This window comes from Nonomuraea sp. SYSU D8015 (assembly GCF_008065375.1).
GTDB lineage: Bacteria > Actinomycetota > Actinomycetes > Streptosporangiales > Streptosporangiaceae > Nonomuraea.
Window position 1 is genome coordinate 129,359 of sequence record NZ_MU084033.1, and the last position, 15,259, is coordinate 144,617.

General features: G+C 67.0%; 15 protein-coding genes. 3 read left to right on the plus strand and 12 right to left on the minus strand.

The annotated features are described in order from the left end of the window. Positions 1-18 precede the first annotated feature (18 nt). A complete protein-coding gene (locus ID574_RS01450) occupies positions 19-285 on the plus strand; it encodes a hypothetical protein (protein ID WP_188186924.1) in 267 nt (88 codons plus the stop codon). A gap of 258 nt (positions 286-543) precedes the next feature. Beyond that, positions 544-705 (plus strand): hypothetical protein, encoded by a 162-nt coding sequence (locus tag ID574_RS01455; protein ID WP_188186925.1) that lies wholly within the window; start codon positions 544-546, stop codon positions 703-705. Positions 706-771: 66 nt separating this feature from the next. On the opposite strand, the gene mobF is transcribed toward ID574_RS01455, so the two are convergent. Continuing rightward, on the minus strand, positions 772-5,298 hold the full coding sequence (gene mobF, locus ID574_RS01460; protein ID WP_188186926.1) for a MobF family relaxase: 4,527 nt from the start codon (positions 5,296-5,298) through the stop codon (positions 772-774). Positions 5,299-5,562: 264 nt separating this feature from the next. Here mobF and ID574_RS01465 point away from each other — a divergent pair, with 264 nt between their 5' ends. Then, positions 5,563-6,000, plus strand: a complete 438-nt coding sequence (locus ID574_RS01465) for a hypothetical protein (RefSeq protein ID WP_188186927.1) — start codon at positions 5,563-5,565, stop codon at positions 5,998-6,000. Here ID574_RS01465 and ID574_RS01470 read toward each other — a convergent pair. The 11 genes from ID574_RS01470 to ID574_RS01520 all read right to left on the minus strand — a co-directional run bounded on the left by ID574_RS01470 (position 5,985) and on the right by ID574_RS01520 (position 15,224). Continuing rightward, positions 5,985-6,227, minus strand: coding sequence for a hypothetical protein (locus ID574_RS01470; protein ID WP_188186928.1), 243 nt, complete (start codon positions 6,225-6,227; stop codon positions 5,985-5,987). The genes ID574_RS01465 and ID574_RS01470 overlap by 16 nt on opposite strands. A gap of 24 nt (positions 6,228-6,251) precedes the next feature. Continuing rightward, on the minus strand, positions 6,252-6,899 hold the full coding sequence (locus ID574_RS01475; protein WP_223166268.1) for a hypothetical protein: 648 nt from the start codon (positions 6,897-6,899) through the stop codon (positions 6,252-6,254). Between the two features lie 73 nt (positions 6,900-6,972). Then, positions 6,973-7,356: a hypothetical protein gene (locus ID574_RS01480; protein ID WP_188186929.1), complete on the minus strand. Its 384-nt coding sequence runs from the start codon at positions 7,354-7,356 to the stop codon at positions 6,973-6,975. A 77-nt stretch (positions 7,357-7,433) separates the two neighbouring features. After that, entirely contained in the window at positions 7,434-7,820 is a 387-nt protein-coding gene (locus tag ID574_RS01485; RefSeq protein WP_188186930.1) for a helix-turn-helix domain-containing protein, read from the minus strand. 161 nt (positions 7,821-7,981) lie between these two features. Next, positions 7,982-8,995: a hypothetical protein gene (locus ID574_RS01490; RefSeq protein WP_188186931.1), complete on the minus strand. Its 1,014-nt coding sequence runs from the start codon at positions 8,993-8,995 to the stop codon at positions 7,982-7,984. Between the two features lie 88 nt (positions 8,996-9,083). After that, a complete protein-coding gene (locus tag ID574_RS01495) occupies positions 9,084-9,617 on the minus strand; it encodes a hypothetical protein (protein WP_188186932.1) in 534 nt (177 codons plus the stop codon). Between the two features lie 149 nt (positions 9,618-9,766). Next, positions 9,767-10,591, minus strand: a complete 825-nt coding sequence (locus ID574_RS01500; protein WP_188186933.1) for a hypothetical protein — start codon at positions 10,589-10,591, stop codon at positions 9,767-9,769. A gap of 122 nt (positions 10,592-10,713) precedes the next feature. Beyond that, the gene (locus ID574_RS01505) at positions 10,714-12,225 is read right to left on the minus strand and encodes a hypothetical protein (protein WP_188186934.1); all 1,512 of its coding nucleotides are present in this window, start codon (positions 12,223-12,225) and stop codon (positions 10,714-10,716) included. A gap of 146 nt (positions 12,226-12,371) precedes the next feature. Further along, positions 12,372-13,586 carry an N-6 DNA methylase gene (locus tag ID574_RS01510; protein ID WP_188186935.1) on the minus strand — a complete coding sequence of 405 codons (1,215 nt, stop codon included), beginning with the start codon at positions 13,584-13,586 and terminating at the stop codon, positions 12,372-12,374. A 181-nt stretch (positions 13,587-13,767) separates the two neighbouring features. Further along, a complete protein-coding gene (locus ID574_RS01515) occupies positions 13,768-14,661 on the minus strand; it encodes a hypothetical protein (protein ID WP_188186936.1) in 894 nt (297 codons plus the stop codon). 308 nt (positions 14,662-14,969) lie between these two features. Next, entirely contained in the window at positions 14,970-15,224 is a 255-nt protein-coding gene (locus ID574_RS01520) for a hypothetical protein (RefSeq protein WP_188186937.1), read from the minus strand. Positions 15,225-15,259: the final 35 nt, after the last annotated feature.

A 15,259-nucleotide genomic window follows, 5' to 3' on the forward strand; every position in this document is an offset into this window, starting at 1 on the left:
GGTGACCTCCCCGGCACGATGGTGCCCGATCCGTCGCAGGATCAGGTTGGACAACATGCGGCCGGTGTGGGTAGCACGGTGACGGGAGGGCTTGGCGTGTGGGGACAAAGACGGCGCCAAGAGCAGATGCTGGCCGCCGTGCGTGAGGCGGCCCTGCGCGCTGCACAGCGTGACTGGATGGCCGAGGAATTCCGGCGGATGGGCTATCCCCACGAGGCCCAGCGTTTCGTCGAACTCGTGAACACCCACGGCGGTGCCAGGGTTCCTCAAGGGGAACCTGAGTGACGCCACGCCTCTCCCGAGCACCGCACAACTGGCCCACACCAGATAACACGCAACCAGTGATCACCTCATGGGCGCACGGGAACTCACGACACTCCACAGTGGGCCGTCGAAATCCCCAGAAACCCGCCCTTCTTCACAGCGAGATCCCTGTCCTACGGCTGCGACAAATCCGACTTGCGTCCTTCAGGGATCACGCCTCACAATCAGCAAACAACACCATCTGCCCATCCTCTCCCTCTTCATTTTCAGGAGAGCGCCATGCGCGTGCTCAAGATCGTGGCCATCATCGCGGGGGTCGGACTGCTGTTCTTCGCCGCCGGTGCTGTCCTGCTCGTCGCTTTCGCCATCGTCCTGGGGATCGGCGGGATGGCACCGTTCGCCCGAGGAAGGGCACGCATCGGAGGCCCATCCCGCTGGTAAGACTCGTGGCACACCCGCTGGGGCGCCACCTCAATTGATCACACCGCTGGATGCCGAAGCGCCTCGTCAGCCGACAGCGTTCCCCAAGCCCGCACCCTCCGAAGCCGCGGACGGGCGGACGGCTGCACCCGGACCCGTTGCGTGGGACACCGTGCTGCGACCATCGCGCTGATCGGTAGTCCTCATGCGGTACGCCGCACGTTCAGCGCTCTCTCGGCTGGCATCCTCGACGTCCATCTCAGCGCGCAGCGTGAGCTCGGCCCGCAGATAGTGCATCCGCACCTCCAAGGCGCGCAGTTGATGCTGGAGAAGGCCGTGCTGCTGTTCGGCCCGATCGGCATCCGTCTGATCGGCGAGAGACGCTCGAGATTCAATGTCGGGCCACCGCTCTTCGCGCTGTGTCAATCGTTCACGCAGCCGTTCCGCTTCCGAGCGTAGTCCGACGGTACGGCGCAACTCAACCCGGCGTGTGCTCAACTCGGCGAGACGTTCGCCATGCTCGGAGATGGCGGCCTTGAGATGGGGCTGTTCGCCGCCGGCAGAGCTTGAGCCATCCAGCTGCTGTCGCCTCAGGCGCCGTTCTTCGGCGATGCAAGCCTCTATCTCGGTCTCCACTGTGGCCAGTTCATCGAGGGCGGCCACCCGCGCCCGCAGCCGTTCCAGGTCCCTGTGGACGCCGCGCATCGCGGTGCCGTCGCCTCGCTCGGCGGCCTGCCTGAGGGCGGCGGCGAATCCCGCAGCCTCCTCCACGGCGCGGCGCACACCCGGCAAGCCGCGCTCGATGAGCGCGATCTGCTCGTCCACCTCGCCGTCGGCCAGCGCGCCGAAGAACCGCTGTTGCCAGTCGGCAGGTGCGCTCTGCTGCCCCACCGGGAGATCGTCACCGAGCTGGTCCAGCGCCATCTGCAGAAGGTCATCGGGCACGATCTGCTGCAATTGACCGCTCACCATGGCCGGGATCTGGGCCAGTGCCGCCTGGGCGTGCGCGTCCAAACGCGGCAGCGTAACGATCGCCCGACGGGATTGCCGGCCCGACGCGGGCGGTGTTTCCCGCGCCATCAGCGACTGCACACGCCAGGCCAGCACACGCGGCAGCGAGCGCACTCCAGCCAGCGGGGAGTCGGCGGCGGCCGCGAACAGCACCTCCTCCGGATCGCCTCCCGCCTCGATGACCTCCTCCAGAGCCTCGGCCAGCACGGGCCAATCCGGGTCGAGGACCAGGGTCGCTCCCCACGGTCCAGCGGCCGCGCGCACGGCTTCGGCGAGCGGGTCCGGCGCGGCGATGGCGCCCGCCATGGGGTCGCCCCGCAGCCGTGGCCCCGGCTGGGAGGCGTCGATGGGCGCGATCTCATCGCCGAGCTCGGTGATGACCAGCGCCTCGTTACGATCGTGTTCCAAGCTGTCAGCGAAGGCGTTCAGCGCCCGATCCAGCTCTTCGGCCAGCGAGCGCGGCATTCCTCGTTCGGCCTGCTTGGCCTCGTCCTCCAGTTCGACGCGCGGCTGGAACAGATGCGCCTCGCGGATGTCGCGCGACAGCGCCGTGTAGACCGCATTCGCGTGTAGCCCCACCCCGTAGGTCAGCGCGTAGTCGGCGCCCAAGCCCTGGGTCTTGTGTACGGTCATGGCCATGCCGTAGGACAGGCCGCCGCTGGCGATGTAGTCCGGGCTCACCCACTCGCGCACGAACTGCTCGCGCCCGTCCTTGTCGGTGCGCCGCCATTCGACGCGTGCGCCCCGGGCCCGGTCGACGTCCACCACGATGCCGCGAAATCCGTTCAGCACGTCGGCGTGCCGGCCCTTGGACTCCCGCTCCCGGTAGTCGTTTTGGCGGATGAGTACGATGTCGCCGAGCGCCAGCGGCAGGTGGCCGCCGTTGGCCAGGGCGAAGGTCACGTCCTGGCCGTGCAGTTCGCCGCGGGCGCGCCGGATGGTTCGGGCCAGCACGTTCAGCTCGTCGACGTCGGCGTTGCGGCCCGCCAGCAGCAGCACGCCGGCGATCGCGTCATGGATCGTGGGATACAGCGTGCGGCGCTCATCCCACAGCGCGAGCATGGCCGCGAAGGATTCCTCCCGTGTGGCGGTGGCGTGCACGCGGCCGTGCTCGGCCCACAGCCGTAGCGCCTCGCGGCGCTGCCCGTCGCGCCACATCTGCAGCGCCTGACGCTCGACGGGGTCCTTCTGCCGGTAGTTGGTCTCCAGCATCAGTCCGTCGACCAGGGTGTGCACCGCGCTGAACGCGCCGCCCACGCCGGGCGACTGAAGCTGTTGCGGATCCCCGATGCCCACCACCTTGGTGCCCACCTGAGCGGCGTGCTCGAGTAGTTCGGCCAGCTGCCGGTCATCGACCATCGCGCTCTCATCCACGATCAGCACGTCCACCCCGGCCAGTCCCTGCCGGTGCCGGATCCGCTGCAGCCAGCCCGCGATGGTGAAGCTGCGGATGCCGGTCTCCACCCGCAGATTGGAGGCTGCGACGGCGGCCGTAGAGGTACCCGCGACCACCTTGCCCTCGGCCTCCCATGCGATGCGGGCCACCTCCATCAGCGTGGTCTTACCCGCGCCGGCGACGCCGATCACGGCTTCGACGCCGTGCCCGGCGCCGGTGATGCGCGCCAGCACCGCGCGCTGTTCGGCGCTCAAGGTGAGGCCGTGGGCCATCTCGTAGGTGTCGATGGCCATGGCCAAGGTCGCCGGTGCGACCACCGCGGTGTTGCTGCGGTAGCGGGCGCGCGTCGTGGCCAAGATGGCGCGTTCGGCCGCCACGATGTCGGCCGTGGTGAAGCGGGCGGCGTTGCTGAGATGGGCTTCACCGCGGGCCGCCAGCGGCATCGCATACCCGCCGTGCGCGAGCACCAGATCCGTCAGATCCTCCGCCTCCTGCCGCTCGGTGACCCCGCCCGGCAGGGCGTCCAGCACCGCCGCCAACGCCTGAGCGCGCGTGAAGTCCTTGCGGTGACTGGTCAACCCTTCATCGCGGCGGAACACGAACGCGCACAGCTCGTCCAGATTGTGCGGCGACGCCCGCAGCGCGTCCGGGCGCGAGCCTGGGTCGGCGCTTGGCGCCAGCACATCCGCCATGATGCGGTCGGGATGCTGGCCGGCCTGCTGCGCCTCGGCTCGCCAGTACTCCCGCAGCGCCGTGGTGGAGCTTTCCGTGGCTTCGCGGACCTTGCCCTGCTTGAGCACCTCGGCCGCGGTGTGCTGCTGCTCAGCCGTGGCCTGGCCGATGTCGATCCCCCAGGCTTCGAAGAGGGCAAGGATTTCGGTGTTGCGCTTGCTGAACAGGCGGATTGTCTCATCCGGAATCCCGACAATCTCCCACACGCCGGTGCGTGTATTGCGCTCCCAGACCATCCCCCACCGTTCGTGAGTCAGCTGCCGCACGCGCGCCTGCAGCAAGGCGTCGATCGCGCTGATGTGCCGGAACAGATCACGCCCGCCGGCCGCGATCGTCGACCATCTGCCGTCGGTGCCCAGCGCGAGATTGGCCACCGTCACGTGCGCGTGGAGGTGCGGATCTCCGATCGGCGCGCCCTCCACCGGCCGCGCTGTCCGGTGCACGTTCAGCCAGCCGACAAAGCCCGTACAGGCGACGCGCTCAGCCGCTTGCCCGTCGCCGTGATGGTGGCGCAACCCATAGCACGTCCACTCCTCGGCCGCCTGCACCGCCTCCTGTACCGCCTGCAGGAACACCTCCTCCACCTGCTCACCCAGGGCGTCGGAGGCGAAGGCCCACAACACGCTGAAGGCCTTGGGCAGGTTCAGCGTCAGGTCATAGCCCCGATTGCCCACCACCACCGTCTCGTGCTCCCACTTCAGCGCCTCCTCCAGCGCGGCCCGGCCGTACACCGCCACAACATCTACGCCGGCCGCATCGGCCAAGGTGAGAATGGTGCCGATCTTCACCCGATGACTGTCGCCGAGCCGCTCTACCTGGCGGCTCATCTGGGAGTACGCGGCCCATTTGCGCTTGCTGCCGAACGGGCCAGTAAGACGGACACCGAGGATTTTCGCGCGGTCCCGAATCGCCTCCAGGAGCGGCGCGGCAGTGAGTTTCGAGCGAGGGTGAGCCGCTCGCTTGGGTGCGACCAGCACCTCCCCTGTCTGCGGATCGATGCCCTTCATGATGGCCCGGGCGTCGTCAAACTCTTCGGCGGACAGCTCCGCGCCTGCAGTGATTCCCAGGTCCTGGCAGCCTGAGCCGATCCACAGCAGAGGGCGTTCGGTGTCGGCCATCCGATAGGCCACTTGTCGGTCCAGGCCGGTTACCTGTTCCAAGGCTGAAGGCGGGTAGATCGATTCCAGATCCAGGCCGGCGGCGACGGCGATGCGCAGCGCCGTTCCCGCATTCATCTCATAGTCGTCGCCGTGGGCCTCGACCTGCCGCGCCGCGTCGATGAACAGATGCCGTTGTCGATCCGAGGCGAGCAGATCCCCTGCTTCGACGCCCATTTCCGCGGCCTTCGCCTGCACCGCGCGGATCAGCGGCGCGGCCTTGATCCTCCCTGTTTCCGCACGTCCACACCCGTGCAGTCCGGCTAATCGATACTCGACTTGGGCGTCGGACGGGCCGATGACGGTGATCCAGGACATGGCCCCGTCACCTCCCGCCTGCCTTTCTCGGCTGCGTGAGCACAGCCCCACGTATCGTCACGAAGTGACGATACCTTAGCACTGTGACTTTGATCTAGACTTCTAGTCAGATTGATGGTCAATATTTGTGATGTTGAGCTGTGATGAGATCTTGCTCTTGATCTAGATGAGCGTTGGAATGTCTCTATGACTGATGGTGTAAATGTTCGTTCGGGTTCTGAGTTAAGGCAGTTGTTACGAGATGAGGCTGCCCGTGAGGTCCGAATGAAGGAGTTCGTGGCGGCCGACTGGCTCACGTCGGCGACGAACCTGGAGCAGGCGCGCGCCGCCGCCAAGGCGGCCGAAAAGGATCATGCGGTCGTGACCGCGCTGGCGGTCCAGGTGTACGGCGACCCTGACACCCTGCAGACGCTCGTCGGCGTGCCAGCCGACGTCAGCAAGATCGCAGTGCGCACCGCTGACAGCGCGGCTGTCGAGAACGCCCTTGCCGAGCTGACAGAGCGGGCCACCCGCTCAGGCTCCAGTCGGCGGAGCAGGCGCACTGCCGTAGCGGCCTCCGGTGACCCCGCAGGCTCCCAGCAGGCGGGGCCAGATCAGCCGGGGCATGCCAAAGAGCCTCAGGCCGATCGGCCTGAGGCTCTAGCGGCGCAAGCGCCATCCGACGCCGGGGCAGAACCCGGCGCTGATCATTTGTCGTGGTAGTGGCAGAGGTAATGCTTGACGATGTTGGGCGGGGCACCGTGCGGGTCCGGGTATGAGGTTTCCCGGACCACGTCGGGCCGCCTGCACGGGCAACCTTCACAGGTCGGTACGGCCCTGCCGTCGGACAGGACCCAACGGCCGCATTCGTCGTCGAACGTGGCGCTCGCCAACAGCGGCTGAAGCCGGTTCAGTTCTTCCTGCGTGGGATAGATGTCGATGACTTGCATGGCGGGTCCCTTCGTTAGGGAAGATCAGGCGAAGAGGTCGAGATCAGGCTGTGCGATCAGTTGCTGTCGCCAGTCCAGGACATCGGGCAGAAGCTCATCGGGGCCGTTGGTCAGGTGGGTGCCGTCCACGCTGTGGGCCTCAGCTACCAGGGCGGCCCATCGGTAGCGTTTGAAGCTGTTGACGCGACCGACATGCACCCACTTCCAGAGCGAGCGGGCCAGTCGCGCCAGGGAGGCGGCTTCCGACGACAGTTTCCAGTCGTCGCTGCCGCCGATGAACAGGCAATCGATGGAGTCCCACAGGTCCCATGCGCAGTTCTCGAATCCGTCCTGGGCGACGAAGGCGACGGGGTATCCGAGGGCGCGGATGCGGGGCAGCATGTCATAGGCGCGTTGGACCGTCGCCTCGTAGTCGGCTACCACGTCCGGTGCTACCGCGAACAGGCAGCGGTCGGCCAGGTGGGACAAGCCGGCCAGGTAGTCGAGGTAGGCGTCGTCCCCGATGTAGCGATCTCCGAAACAGCCGTTGTCGGCGGCCCACCAGACGCCCGGCGGGAGGACGTTGCCTTGGCGGGGGGTGGTGATGAACCCGAGGTTGCCGTCGCCCATCTGCAGCTTGATGGCCTCGCTGCTGGGCGGGGTGAGGTAGAGGGGGGCTCGTAGGTCGTACATCGGGGCTAGCACATCGACTCCCGGGGAATGAGGGCGGCGGCCCTGCCAGGGCCGCCGCTGGGAGCTGTCGGAGCTACTCGGCGCTGCGCCGGTATCGAAGGATCTGGGTAAAGGTCTCGATCAACGTGCGCGCCCTGCGGTGGAGGACCTCTTCCTCGTCCGACCTGGTCGCCACAACCGCCCAGATCACGAGGTTCGCGGTGAGCTTCCTGCGAACCTTGAGATCGTCACCGGTCCGGCGCATCCGGCGTCGCCGCCACCACGGAGCGGCCTTGTAGTCGGTGGTGAACTCCTCCCATAGGAGTTCGTACTGGGCGGCGCTGTAAGCGAGGGTGTCCAGCATGATCATCGGATCGACCATCTGCAGGGTGTTGAGGGTCCGCTGGTAGCGCGCCTCAAGCAGTTGCCGATCGGGCTCGCTTGAGAGGGCGTACAGCCGTCGGTTGGGGGAAGCCATTGGGTTCTCCTTCGGATCGGTTGTGCGGGGTGCCAGCCCGCATTGCCATTGTGAGAACTAAACCATGAAACGCCTCTTTATGGGGCAATGAGATTCCGAGCCTTCGCCGCCTTGAGGTACTGGTAGATGGTGTCCCGATCACGGTGCATGCGCTTGCTGATTTCTAGGGGCGACAGCCCCTCGTTGCGGAGACGGGCAGCTTCTTTGATTCGGTCCTCTGTGGTGACTACGGCGGGCGGCGGTGCGTAGTTAGGATCTTCGACGGGGGTGAGGGGCCAGCCGATCACCTTGGCGTAGGCGGTAATGGTGAGAATGTGTGAGCCTTTGCCCTCGTTCCAGGCGCGCTTGATGTTGGTCAACGTGGAGGGGTGGATTCCCATCGCGCGTGAGACCTGGGCGTCAGTGAGTTCGCGCTGGTCCTGGAGGGCCATCAACTGGCCAAGCAAGGGAATGACCGCAGGCATGGTGATGTCGCCTTTCTTGGATTGGTGGAATGTCGGCGTTTGCGCTCCAACGCCTGTGAAATTTTTACCAGCAAATGCCTGCTTTTGGTTGGTCGCCCTCCACCGCTGGCCTGGTGAAGGGCGACGACGTGCCTACGCGATTGAGGGGCTGCCTTCGTCCGTCACTCCTGGCCGCTGGCGATCTTGGCCATTTCCAGCATGGCCACGGGCGGGATGTCGGCGTACAGATGGGCGTAAACCTGCTGCCAGGCGATGGGTATCGCCCTGTTTTGGAAGTTCAGGTGGGCCTCGCGCGTTCCATCGCAGTAGAAGTGCGCGAAGATGGTCGTGTCCGGCCGCCGCATGATCGCTACCGCGAAGATGCGCTCCGTGCCCTCCGGAGTGCGGTGGCGGCCGTCCATGCCGTTGGCGTCCCAGCCGATCTGGGTCGCGAGGTCGTAGTAGCGTCTGGCTTCCGTCCTGAGCTCGTCCACGGTCCACTGTCGCTTCTCGTGCTCGGCGTAGGTCAGTGCGTCGGGGGCGACGGGCGTGACCGACATGCCGGGCAGGAGCATGTCGAGGTGCGGGTGGGCGGCGAAGATGTGCGCCCAGTTCTGGGGGCCGTGCTGCCATGTGATCGCCCGCTCGTGGCCGTTCCAGCCTGGCTCCTGCAGCTCGGGCAGCTGGTCGTGCCGGTTGGGGAAGATGACGGTGATCGCCGCCATCACGGCGTCCGCCGGCGTGGCGGACAGATCGGCCGGAGTGAAGGGTGGGATGGTGAGGACATTGTCCAGCGCGCCTGCGTAGCTTCCCCAGAACTGGCGGGGGTGAATGACGGTGGACCAATCGGTGTGCCACCAGCCCCGACGCCGTGGTGACAGCTGTTCGAGGAGGTCCTCCAGGAGTTGCGACCACTTCCACAGCAGGAAATGGATCGCGAGGATGTTGCTCTCGCGGAGGTGGGCGCAGTTGTGCGCCGCCTCGGCCCACAGGCTGTTCCAGGTGGACTCTGGGGCCCAGAGGTTGTCCTGCAGCGCGTGGATGAGGTCCGCGAGGTCCTGGCGGCTGGCGGGGACGTGCAGGTCGGGCAGAGGCAGGCAGTCCGGCTGTGGGTGAGCGGCCTGGATCGCTGCCCGTACTTCCTGGGTGGCCTGGGCGAGCACGGGCTGTGCCTGGTCGATGGTGTAGCTGTTCACCTTGGATTTCGTGCCTTTCTTGGTAGGTGGGTGTTGCCGCGTGGGCCCCTCGTCAGCAGGGAGGGGCCCACAGTGCAGCGGGTGCAGGTCAGTGGCCACGTGGAAGAGCCAGCTTGCCGGTCTGGTTGGTGAGGAGGTTCCTTCGCGGACGTGCCGCTTCTTGGATCTCCATCGGTTTCATCTTGTAGAGAGCGCGGCAGTGGTCGCCCCAGTTGACCGTGTAGGTGCGCTTGTTGGCGCTCGCGATGCGGACCCATCGGCGGCCGTCTCGCACCAGATCCAGCGGCTTGAGTTCACCGGGTCGGAAGTAGCTTCCGGCGCTGGGCTGAAGAGGCTGGCTGAGGAGGGTTTCCTCCTGTGGGGTGATCCAGGGGGCGATGGAGATGTTGGGAGAGGGGCAGTCCCTGCATTCCCTGTCCAGCAGGTCAGCGGCCAGGAGGTGGATGACGTCCCGATCGGCGGGCTTGTGGATGCTGCGGGGCAGCGTCCACCCGCCGTCGGGGTGTGGGTGCAGATGGGCGTTCAGGATCGGGACGCACGCGCACGTTGTGGTCTCGGTCTCAGGGTTCCGGCGCAGGTACGCCCAGGTTCCGGTCTGCAGTGTGTGAACGATGTTGGTCATGTGGGCTCTCCTCGGATCGGATCTGACAGGGGAATCCGGTGCCATCCGGACGTGAGAACTAAACCATGAAACGCCTCTTTATGGGGTGTGCCGTCTCCGCGCGTGAAAGACGGGCCGCGACGTTCGTCGCGGCCCGTCCCGAGGTTGGTTCAGCCTTGGTGGGGAAGCCCTTCCACGGTCACCTCGGCGTTGCGGCTGTCGTAGGTCAATCGCTCCGCACGCTCCACAGCCCTGTGCAGGATCGACTCCCAGCGGTCACCGGTGAAGGTGGTGAGGGCGTCGCCGATCAGGTGGGCCGCCCGGCCATCCTCCGGAAGGTCGAGCAGGCCAGCGCGCACGGCGTGCAGGTTGACGGCCAAGGTGCCGTCCTCCTGGGCGCTGGTGAGCTCGATGGGACCCTCACAGCAGGCGGAGATCTCGGTGCCGCCGGAGTCTCCCCGGGTGATGACCGCGCACTGCTCGCCGCATCGTGGGCAGCGTGGATCGGTGGGTTCGTCGTCCGCTGCGCTTGTGGCGGGCAGGGGGTCGTACTCGCCGCTCTCGGCGAACACGCCCCATATCTGCTTGATGGTGGTCTGGTCGTCGGGAGTGAGAATGCCGACGGGGTCGCGATAGGTATCCCACATCGTCACCAAGGCCAGGCATGCGCGGTGCAGGTCGGCGGGGGCGACTTCGTACAGGACGGGGGTTGTGTCCTCCTCCTGGTGCCAGGCGGCCAGCTGATCGGCCAGGATCGTCGGGACGTCCATGCCGTCCTGGGCGAGCATGGCCAGCGTGTCATGCAGGATGTGCTCGGCCACGTAGGCGCGATCCTCGCGCTGGGTGACGTCGGGGAAGCGGCCCAGGGCGCTGCTGAGCCAGTGGCGCGAGCCCCTGTGCAGGGCGTAGGTGGTCGTGAGGTAGCTACCGAGGTCGGCGTGGCGGTTCGTCGGTGTCTCAGCCGTGGGCGGCTGCTCAGGAGAAGCGCTGCTCATGGTGTCCTCCCAGGACGGATGCAATGGTGAGGTTCGTCGTGGCGGCGCATGCGCTGCGCGGCGGAAGATCCGGACAGGGAGCAGCCGCCCCGGTGGGGGCGGCTGCTACGGAGGTGCGCTGGTCAGCGAGCGGTGCCGGGGGCTGTGTCCGGTAGTCCGGCCGCAACGCAGTGCTGGCACGGTTCGTCGCGAAGCCGACTGTCGATCACCTTGGCAGAGCATGTCGGGCACGGGCGGGTCTGGCCGTTGGCCCGCCGTTGCCGCGCCTCGGTCAACTCCGTGCTCAGCCGCTCGAAGGCGGCGGCCATCGCGCGGACCATGGGCCGGTGATCGGGGTCCGGTGCGTGGTAGACGAGCTGTGCGGGCGCACCCTCCGGCCGGTGGTGCTCGACGCGCCAGCCGGTCAGGTGTTCTCGGCGCGCGGGCAGGCTGCCCGTGATGGCGCAGGCTCTGAGGGTCCGTGACTCATCGAGGGCGAAGCTGAGGCAGAGCTCGCCGTCAGGTGTGCGGTCGATCCCTACATCCGGCATGCCTATGAGCCGGAGCTCGGCCAGCACATCGGCGTAGAGCTGGTGACGCTGGGCCATGGTGTCGAGGGATCGGCCATCGTCGGTGTCGTCGGTGCCGACGATCTGGTCGGCCACCGCGTCGATGTGGGTCGCTAGGCCGGTGCAGTAGCGCACCTGGCGGGAGACTACGCCCGCGTGGCGATCGAAGTGTCGGCGCAGTCGGCGCACCCGGTCCTGTGCCTGCTGCCGCAGGATCGTGGCGCCCGCCCGAAGCAGCTGCTCGACGCTGGGAAACTCCTCGTACGGCAGCCAGGCGAACTCCGGGTCGAGGACTTCAATATCCAGTTGCAGCAGTTGTGCCACATCGACGCGGGTGTCGGCGGTGGGAGTGATCACGTAATGCCAGCGCTCGCCCGGTGCCCAGTGGGGCTCTGGCTCTCCCCGTGGGCGCTCGACGGGAGCGGCGTAACTCTGGATCGAGCGGAGATGCTGGCGGTAGGTCGCGGGGGCGACATGCTGGCCGGTCTCGTGGCAGCGAGCGGCGTAGGCGGCCAGCAGTGGAATCTGAACGTCTGGCACGCTTCCAGGGCCCGTGATGTCGAAGTGCGTTGGAGTGCTGTCTGAGGTGCTGGCGAAGGTGATCACTCCGCTCCTGGGCTCCTGCACACTGATCACGCGACTGGCGTCCGTGTGCAGGACCGCACTGCTGGCGGCGCACGCACCACAGAGATCGACCTGCGGGTGAGGGGTAGGGAAGCCGAGCGCGGGCGCTCGGTGCTCGACCAACCAGTCCACCGCCCGGCGGGTGGCCGTCTCGATGTCGCGCTCCCTGCCGATCGGCGCGATACGGGATCGGTCGGGCTCGTGCCTGTACAGGTGGTCGGGCACCCGGCACGTCCTGCTGCTGCACCCACTCAGGAAGGCCGCCGAGAAGATGCGGATCTGCCAGGACTTGCGGTTCTGGATGAGGCCGGCGAGGGGAAGGCCGCTGGAGCCCAGCATGAGGGTGATGTCGGCTGCGGGGCCGCCTTCGCGATAGGTGATGGTGATGTCGGTGTCCAGGTGCGGACGCAGGGAGACGGTCGCGGGAGGCGGCACCTGGCGCGGCCGTCGGATCGCGGTCACGATGATGTGTCCCTTCGGATCGGTGAATAGGGAGGGGAGTTGCCACATTCCCCCTGTGAGAACTAAACCAGGAAATGCCTGTTTATGGTGGGGTCGCCGTCCGGCGGCCAGCGGCGGCGATGTCGGACGGCGACCGGGTTTCCGCCTCAGGCGGCTGGTTGAGTCAGCTTGCCAACGAGGGCGAAGGCGCGTCGCCACTTCTCCTCGCGGACGGCCTGCTCGATCTCGCGTCGGTGGTGCTCCAGGACGCGCCTGCGAAGGTCGGCGGCGGGGGTGACGATGTCCCCGACAGCGAGCGTGTTGCCGACATGGATGAGGGTGTTGGGCCCCAGGCTCCAGGTGATGGAGTTGACGGCGGCGCATGCGGCCGCCACGGGGCACAACTCCCCCATGGACCATCCGTAGTCGTGCGGATTGAGGTCCAGGCGGCGCAGGACGAGCGCGACGGCGCGCATCATGCCGCCCGTGCCTGCCGCGGGCTCGTGGAACCACGCGCCTGCGGGCAGGGCCTCGGGCTGGAGCAAGGCCGCCATCATGTTCGCCACGGCAGCCGGGGTGTGGTACTCGCCGCGCGACTTGCGCGCGGCCGGTGACCGGAATTCGGTCAAGACGTGACCCAGCACATCGCTTTCCGAGCGCCATTCGGGATCGACCTCGCCGGTGTAGGCGAGCAGTCCACCGCGCACAGCGGCGTGCACGGTTGCCTGCACGGCCTTGGCCTGGCGCTTGGCCTTCGCCTCACTGAGCCACTCGTGGATCGGGCGCGCGATCTCGATCCGGTAGGGGAACTGCAGCCACGCCATGCCGTAGATGTCGCGCATGACCTGCAGGAGGTCCCCGCCTTCCAGGTTGAGCAGCTCCGCCTGCAGGTCTGGGCCGTCAGGGTCGGTTTGCCGTATCAGGGTGAGCGCCGCCACGATTCCGATCGGCATGTGGATGTCCTCGCCGTGGTGGTGACTGCCGTACCACGCTGCGGTGATCTTCTCGGCCAGGCGAGGCAGCGGGTCGGGTGTGCGCCGGTACGCTCGCCCCGCCGGCGGCCGCGTAGCGCCGATCTCAGGTACGGCCCGCAGCGTGGTGGGCGTGGGATCGGCCACGGTCGGCGCGTCCGCTCCGCCCTCCTGGCCGACGTTATGCCCGAATAGATCGAGCTGAAAGTTCAGATTGAGGTGAGGGTTCACCTGGCCCCCCGCAGGGCGGTTCCGATGGGCCGGTACTCGACGGCGGCGGAAGGTGGCGGTTCGGGGCTCAGTGTCGATTGAGAGCATGCTGCAGTCCTGGCCATGAAGGCTCATCTCCGTTGAAGGGCAGTGAATCGGTTCCGGGGCGGCGCGCGGCCGCTGGTGGGCGTGCGGGGCCACGCCGCTCGCATAGGCGTCGATGCTGCGCGTACCGAACGCGGAAGGGGCGCGCGCGTCCCGGCATGGGAGAATCAAACCGGAAAATGCCTGCTTTTAGGCTGTGCTCGGGCAGAGACTCCGAATGCGGCGATGGCGTGCCCCCTCATCGGGTGCACGCCATCGTGGGGAGAAGCGGAGGCTACTATGGCTGCTCCCGGGCCGTCCAGCGGTCGCGGCGCCATATCGACGCCAGCGCCCCGAGGTCACGCACGCGCATCGCGTGCATCCAGACCTCGTTGCGGTGCCGTACCGCTGGCATATAGGGGTCCTCGGCCTGAAGGTAGTCGCCGACAAAGATGAGCACGTCCGGGCCCAGATCCCAGATGAGCGCGTTGACGGCGGCGCAGGCGGCTGCCAGCGCGTCCGATTCGCACATGAACCAACAGTGGTCGGCGGGGTCCCCACCCTGCTCGCGCAAGGCGAGAGCAAAAGCTCGCATGGTGGCCCCGGTGTGCGCGGCGGTGTCGATGATCCGCTGGCCCGGCGCGATGGATTCCGGCGCTCCCAACAGCCGTACCTGTAGATCGGTGAGGTAGGCGGGGGGCGCGTACTCCCCCAGCCGTGCACGGTCCTCGTCAGTGCGGAAAGCGTTCAGCACGGTCCCCAGCACATCCTCCTGGCAGCGCAGGCGCACGTCGGTCGTGGAGGTGTAACGGAACAGGCCAGCCTCCAGCGCCACACGGATCACGTCGTGTACCGCGCGGCAGGTGGCAGGAGAGAGCGGTTCGTCGTCGTTGAGCCAGGTGTGCAGCGGCCGGGCAATCTCCACGATGTACGGCTGGTGCACCCACAGGTTCGCCCAGATCGCTTGCAGCACCTCGACCAACTGGTCTGCTTCCACGGTAGCGAGGGCCCCAATCTGATCGCGGACGAGATCGGCGGGCTCCGGGCCTCGCTTCAGCAGAGCCAGGGCCGCGACAACACCCACGGGGATGGCGATGGTAGAGCCGCCGTGGGTGCGGTGCCACGCGGTGGCGATGCGAGCCGCGGCGGTGGTGACGTCCTGGGGCTCGCTCTGAGAATTGGATGCGTTCATGACACTCCTTGGTGATGAGAAGGACGTCGGCGGTTGTCCCGTACTGCACGAGACGCGGGAGAAGAACGCCTCGCGTGACGGAAAATCCGTACCAGGCAAACGCCTCGTGGAGGTTTGTACCGCATGCTGTGCTGGTGCGGTGGGGACGTACTGACAGCGCCACAATTCTGTTCGGTGTAGGCGATTTATGCCGGAACAACTTCACGGCGTTGTTATGTCGCGCGGCCTTTGCGTGCAAGAGCCAAACATGTCGGGCCGCTGGTCGCCTGTGGCGCGGGACACCATGGAATTGCGGGACTCACGGTTGCTCAGACACAAGAACCATCCGTGCAGTGGCAGTCCGCGAAGTACGCGATGGGCTTGCGACCGTTCTCGTCGCCGTGACGCAAGCGTACGACCTTCCCCTGAGCGAATATGTCTCGGCAGTGCCGTTCGGTCAAGTAACGCTTGTGGACAGGCGCAAGAGCGTGGAACTCCTTCAGCCCCACGGCGAAGTCCTCGAAGATGCGCCCGCCGAGCTTGCCGCCACCGTTCTCGCCATGTCGGATCACGTGATAGTGCATAGGTCCCCTTTCTGTATAGATTCAGGCCGACCTTG

Coding starts and splice junctions, on each gene's coding strand:
- ID574_RS01450 (WP_188186924.1), top strand. CDS start 19: ATGGTGCCCGATCCGTCGCAGGATCAGGTTGGACAACATGCGGCCGGT.
- ID574_RS01455 (WP_188186925.1), top strand. CDS start 544: ATGCGCGTGCTCAAGATCGTGGCCATCATCGCGGGGGTCGGACTGCTG.
- mobF (WP_188186926.1), bottom strand. CDS start 5,298: ATGTCCTGGATCACCGTCATCGGCCCGTCCGACGCCCAAGTCGAGTAT.
- ID574_RS01465 (WP_188186927.1), top strand. CDS start 5,563: ATGAAGGAGTTCGTGGCGGCCGACTGGCTCACGTCGGCGACGAACCTG.
- ID574_RS01470 (WP_188186928.1), bottom strand. CDS start 6,227: ATGCAAGTCATCGACATCTATCCCACGCAGGAAGAACTGAACCGGCTT.
- ID574_RS01475 (WP_223166268.1), bottom strand. CDS start 6,899: ATGTACGACCTACGAGCCCCCCTCTACCTCACCCCGCCCAGCAGCGAG.
- ID574_RS01480 (WP_188186929.1), bottom strand. CDS start 7,356: ATGGCTTCCCCCAACCGACGGCTGTACGCCCTCTCAAGCGAGCCCGAT.
- ID574_RS01485 (WP_188186930.1), bottom strand. CDS start 7,820: ATGCCTGCGGTCATTCCCTTGCTTGGCCAGTTGATGGCCCTCCAGGAC.
- ID574_RS01495 (WP_188186932.1), bottom strand. CDS start 9,617: ATGACCAACATCGTTCACACACTGCAGACCGGAACCTGGGCGTACCTG.
- ID574_RS01500 (WP_188186933.1), bottom strand. CDS start 10,591: ATGAGCAGCGCTTCTCCTGAGCAGCCGCCCACGGCTGAGACACCGACG.
- ID574_RS01515 (WP_188186936.1), bottom strand. CDS start 14,661: ATGAACGCATCCAATTCTCAGAGCGAGCCCCAGGACGTCACCACCGCC.
- ID574_RS01520 (WP_188186937.1), bottom strand. CDS start 15,224: ATGCACTATCACGTGATCCGACATGGCGAGAACGGTGGCGGCAAGCTC.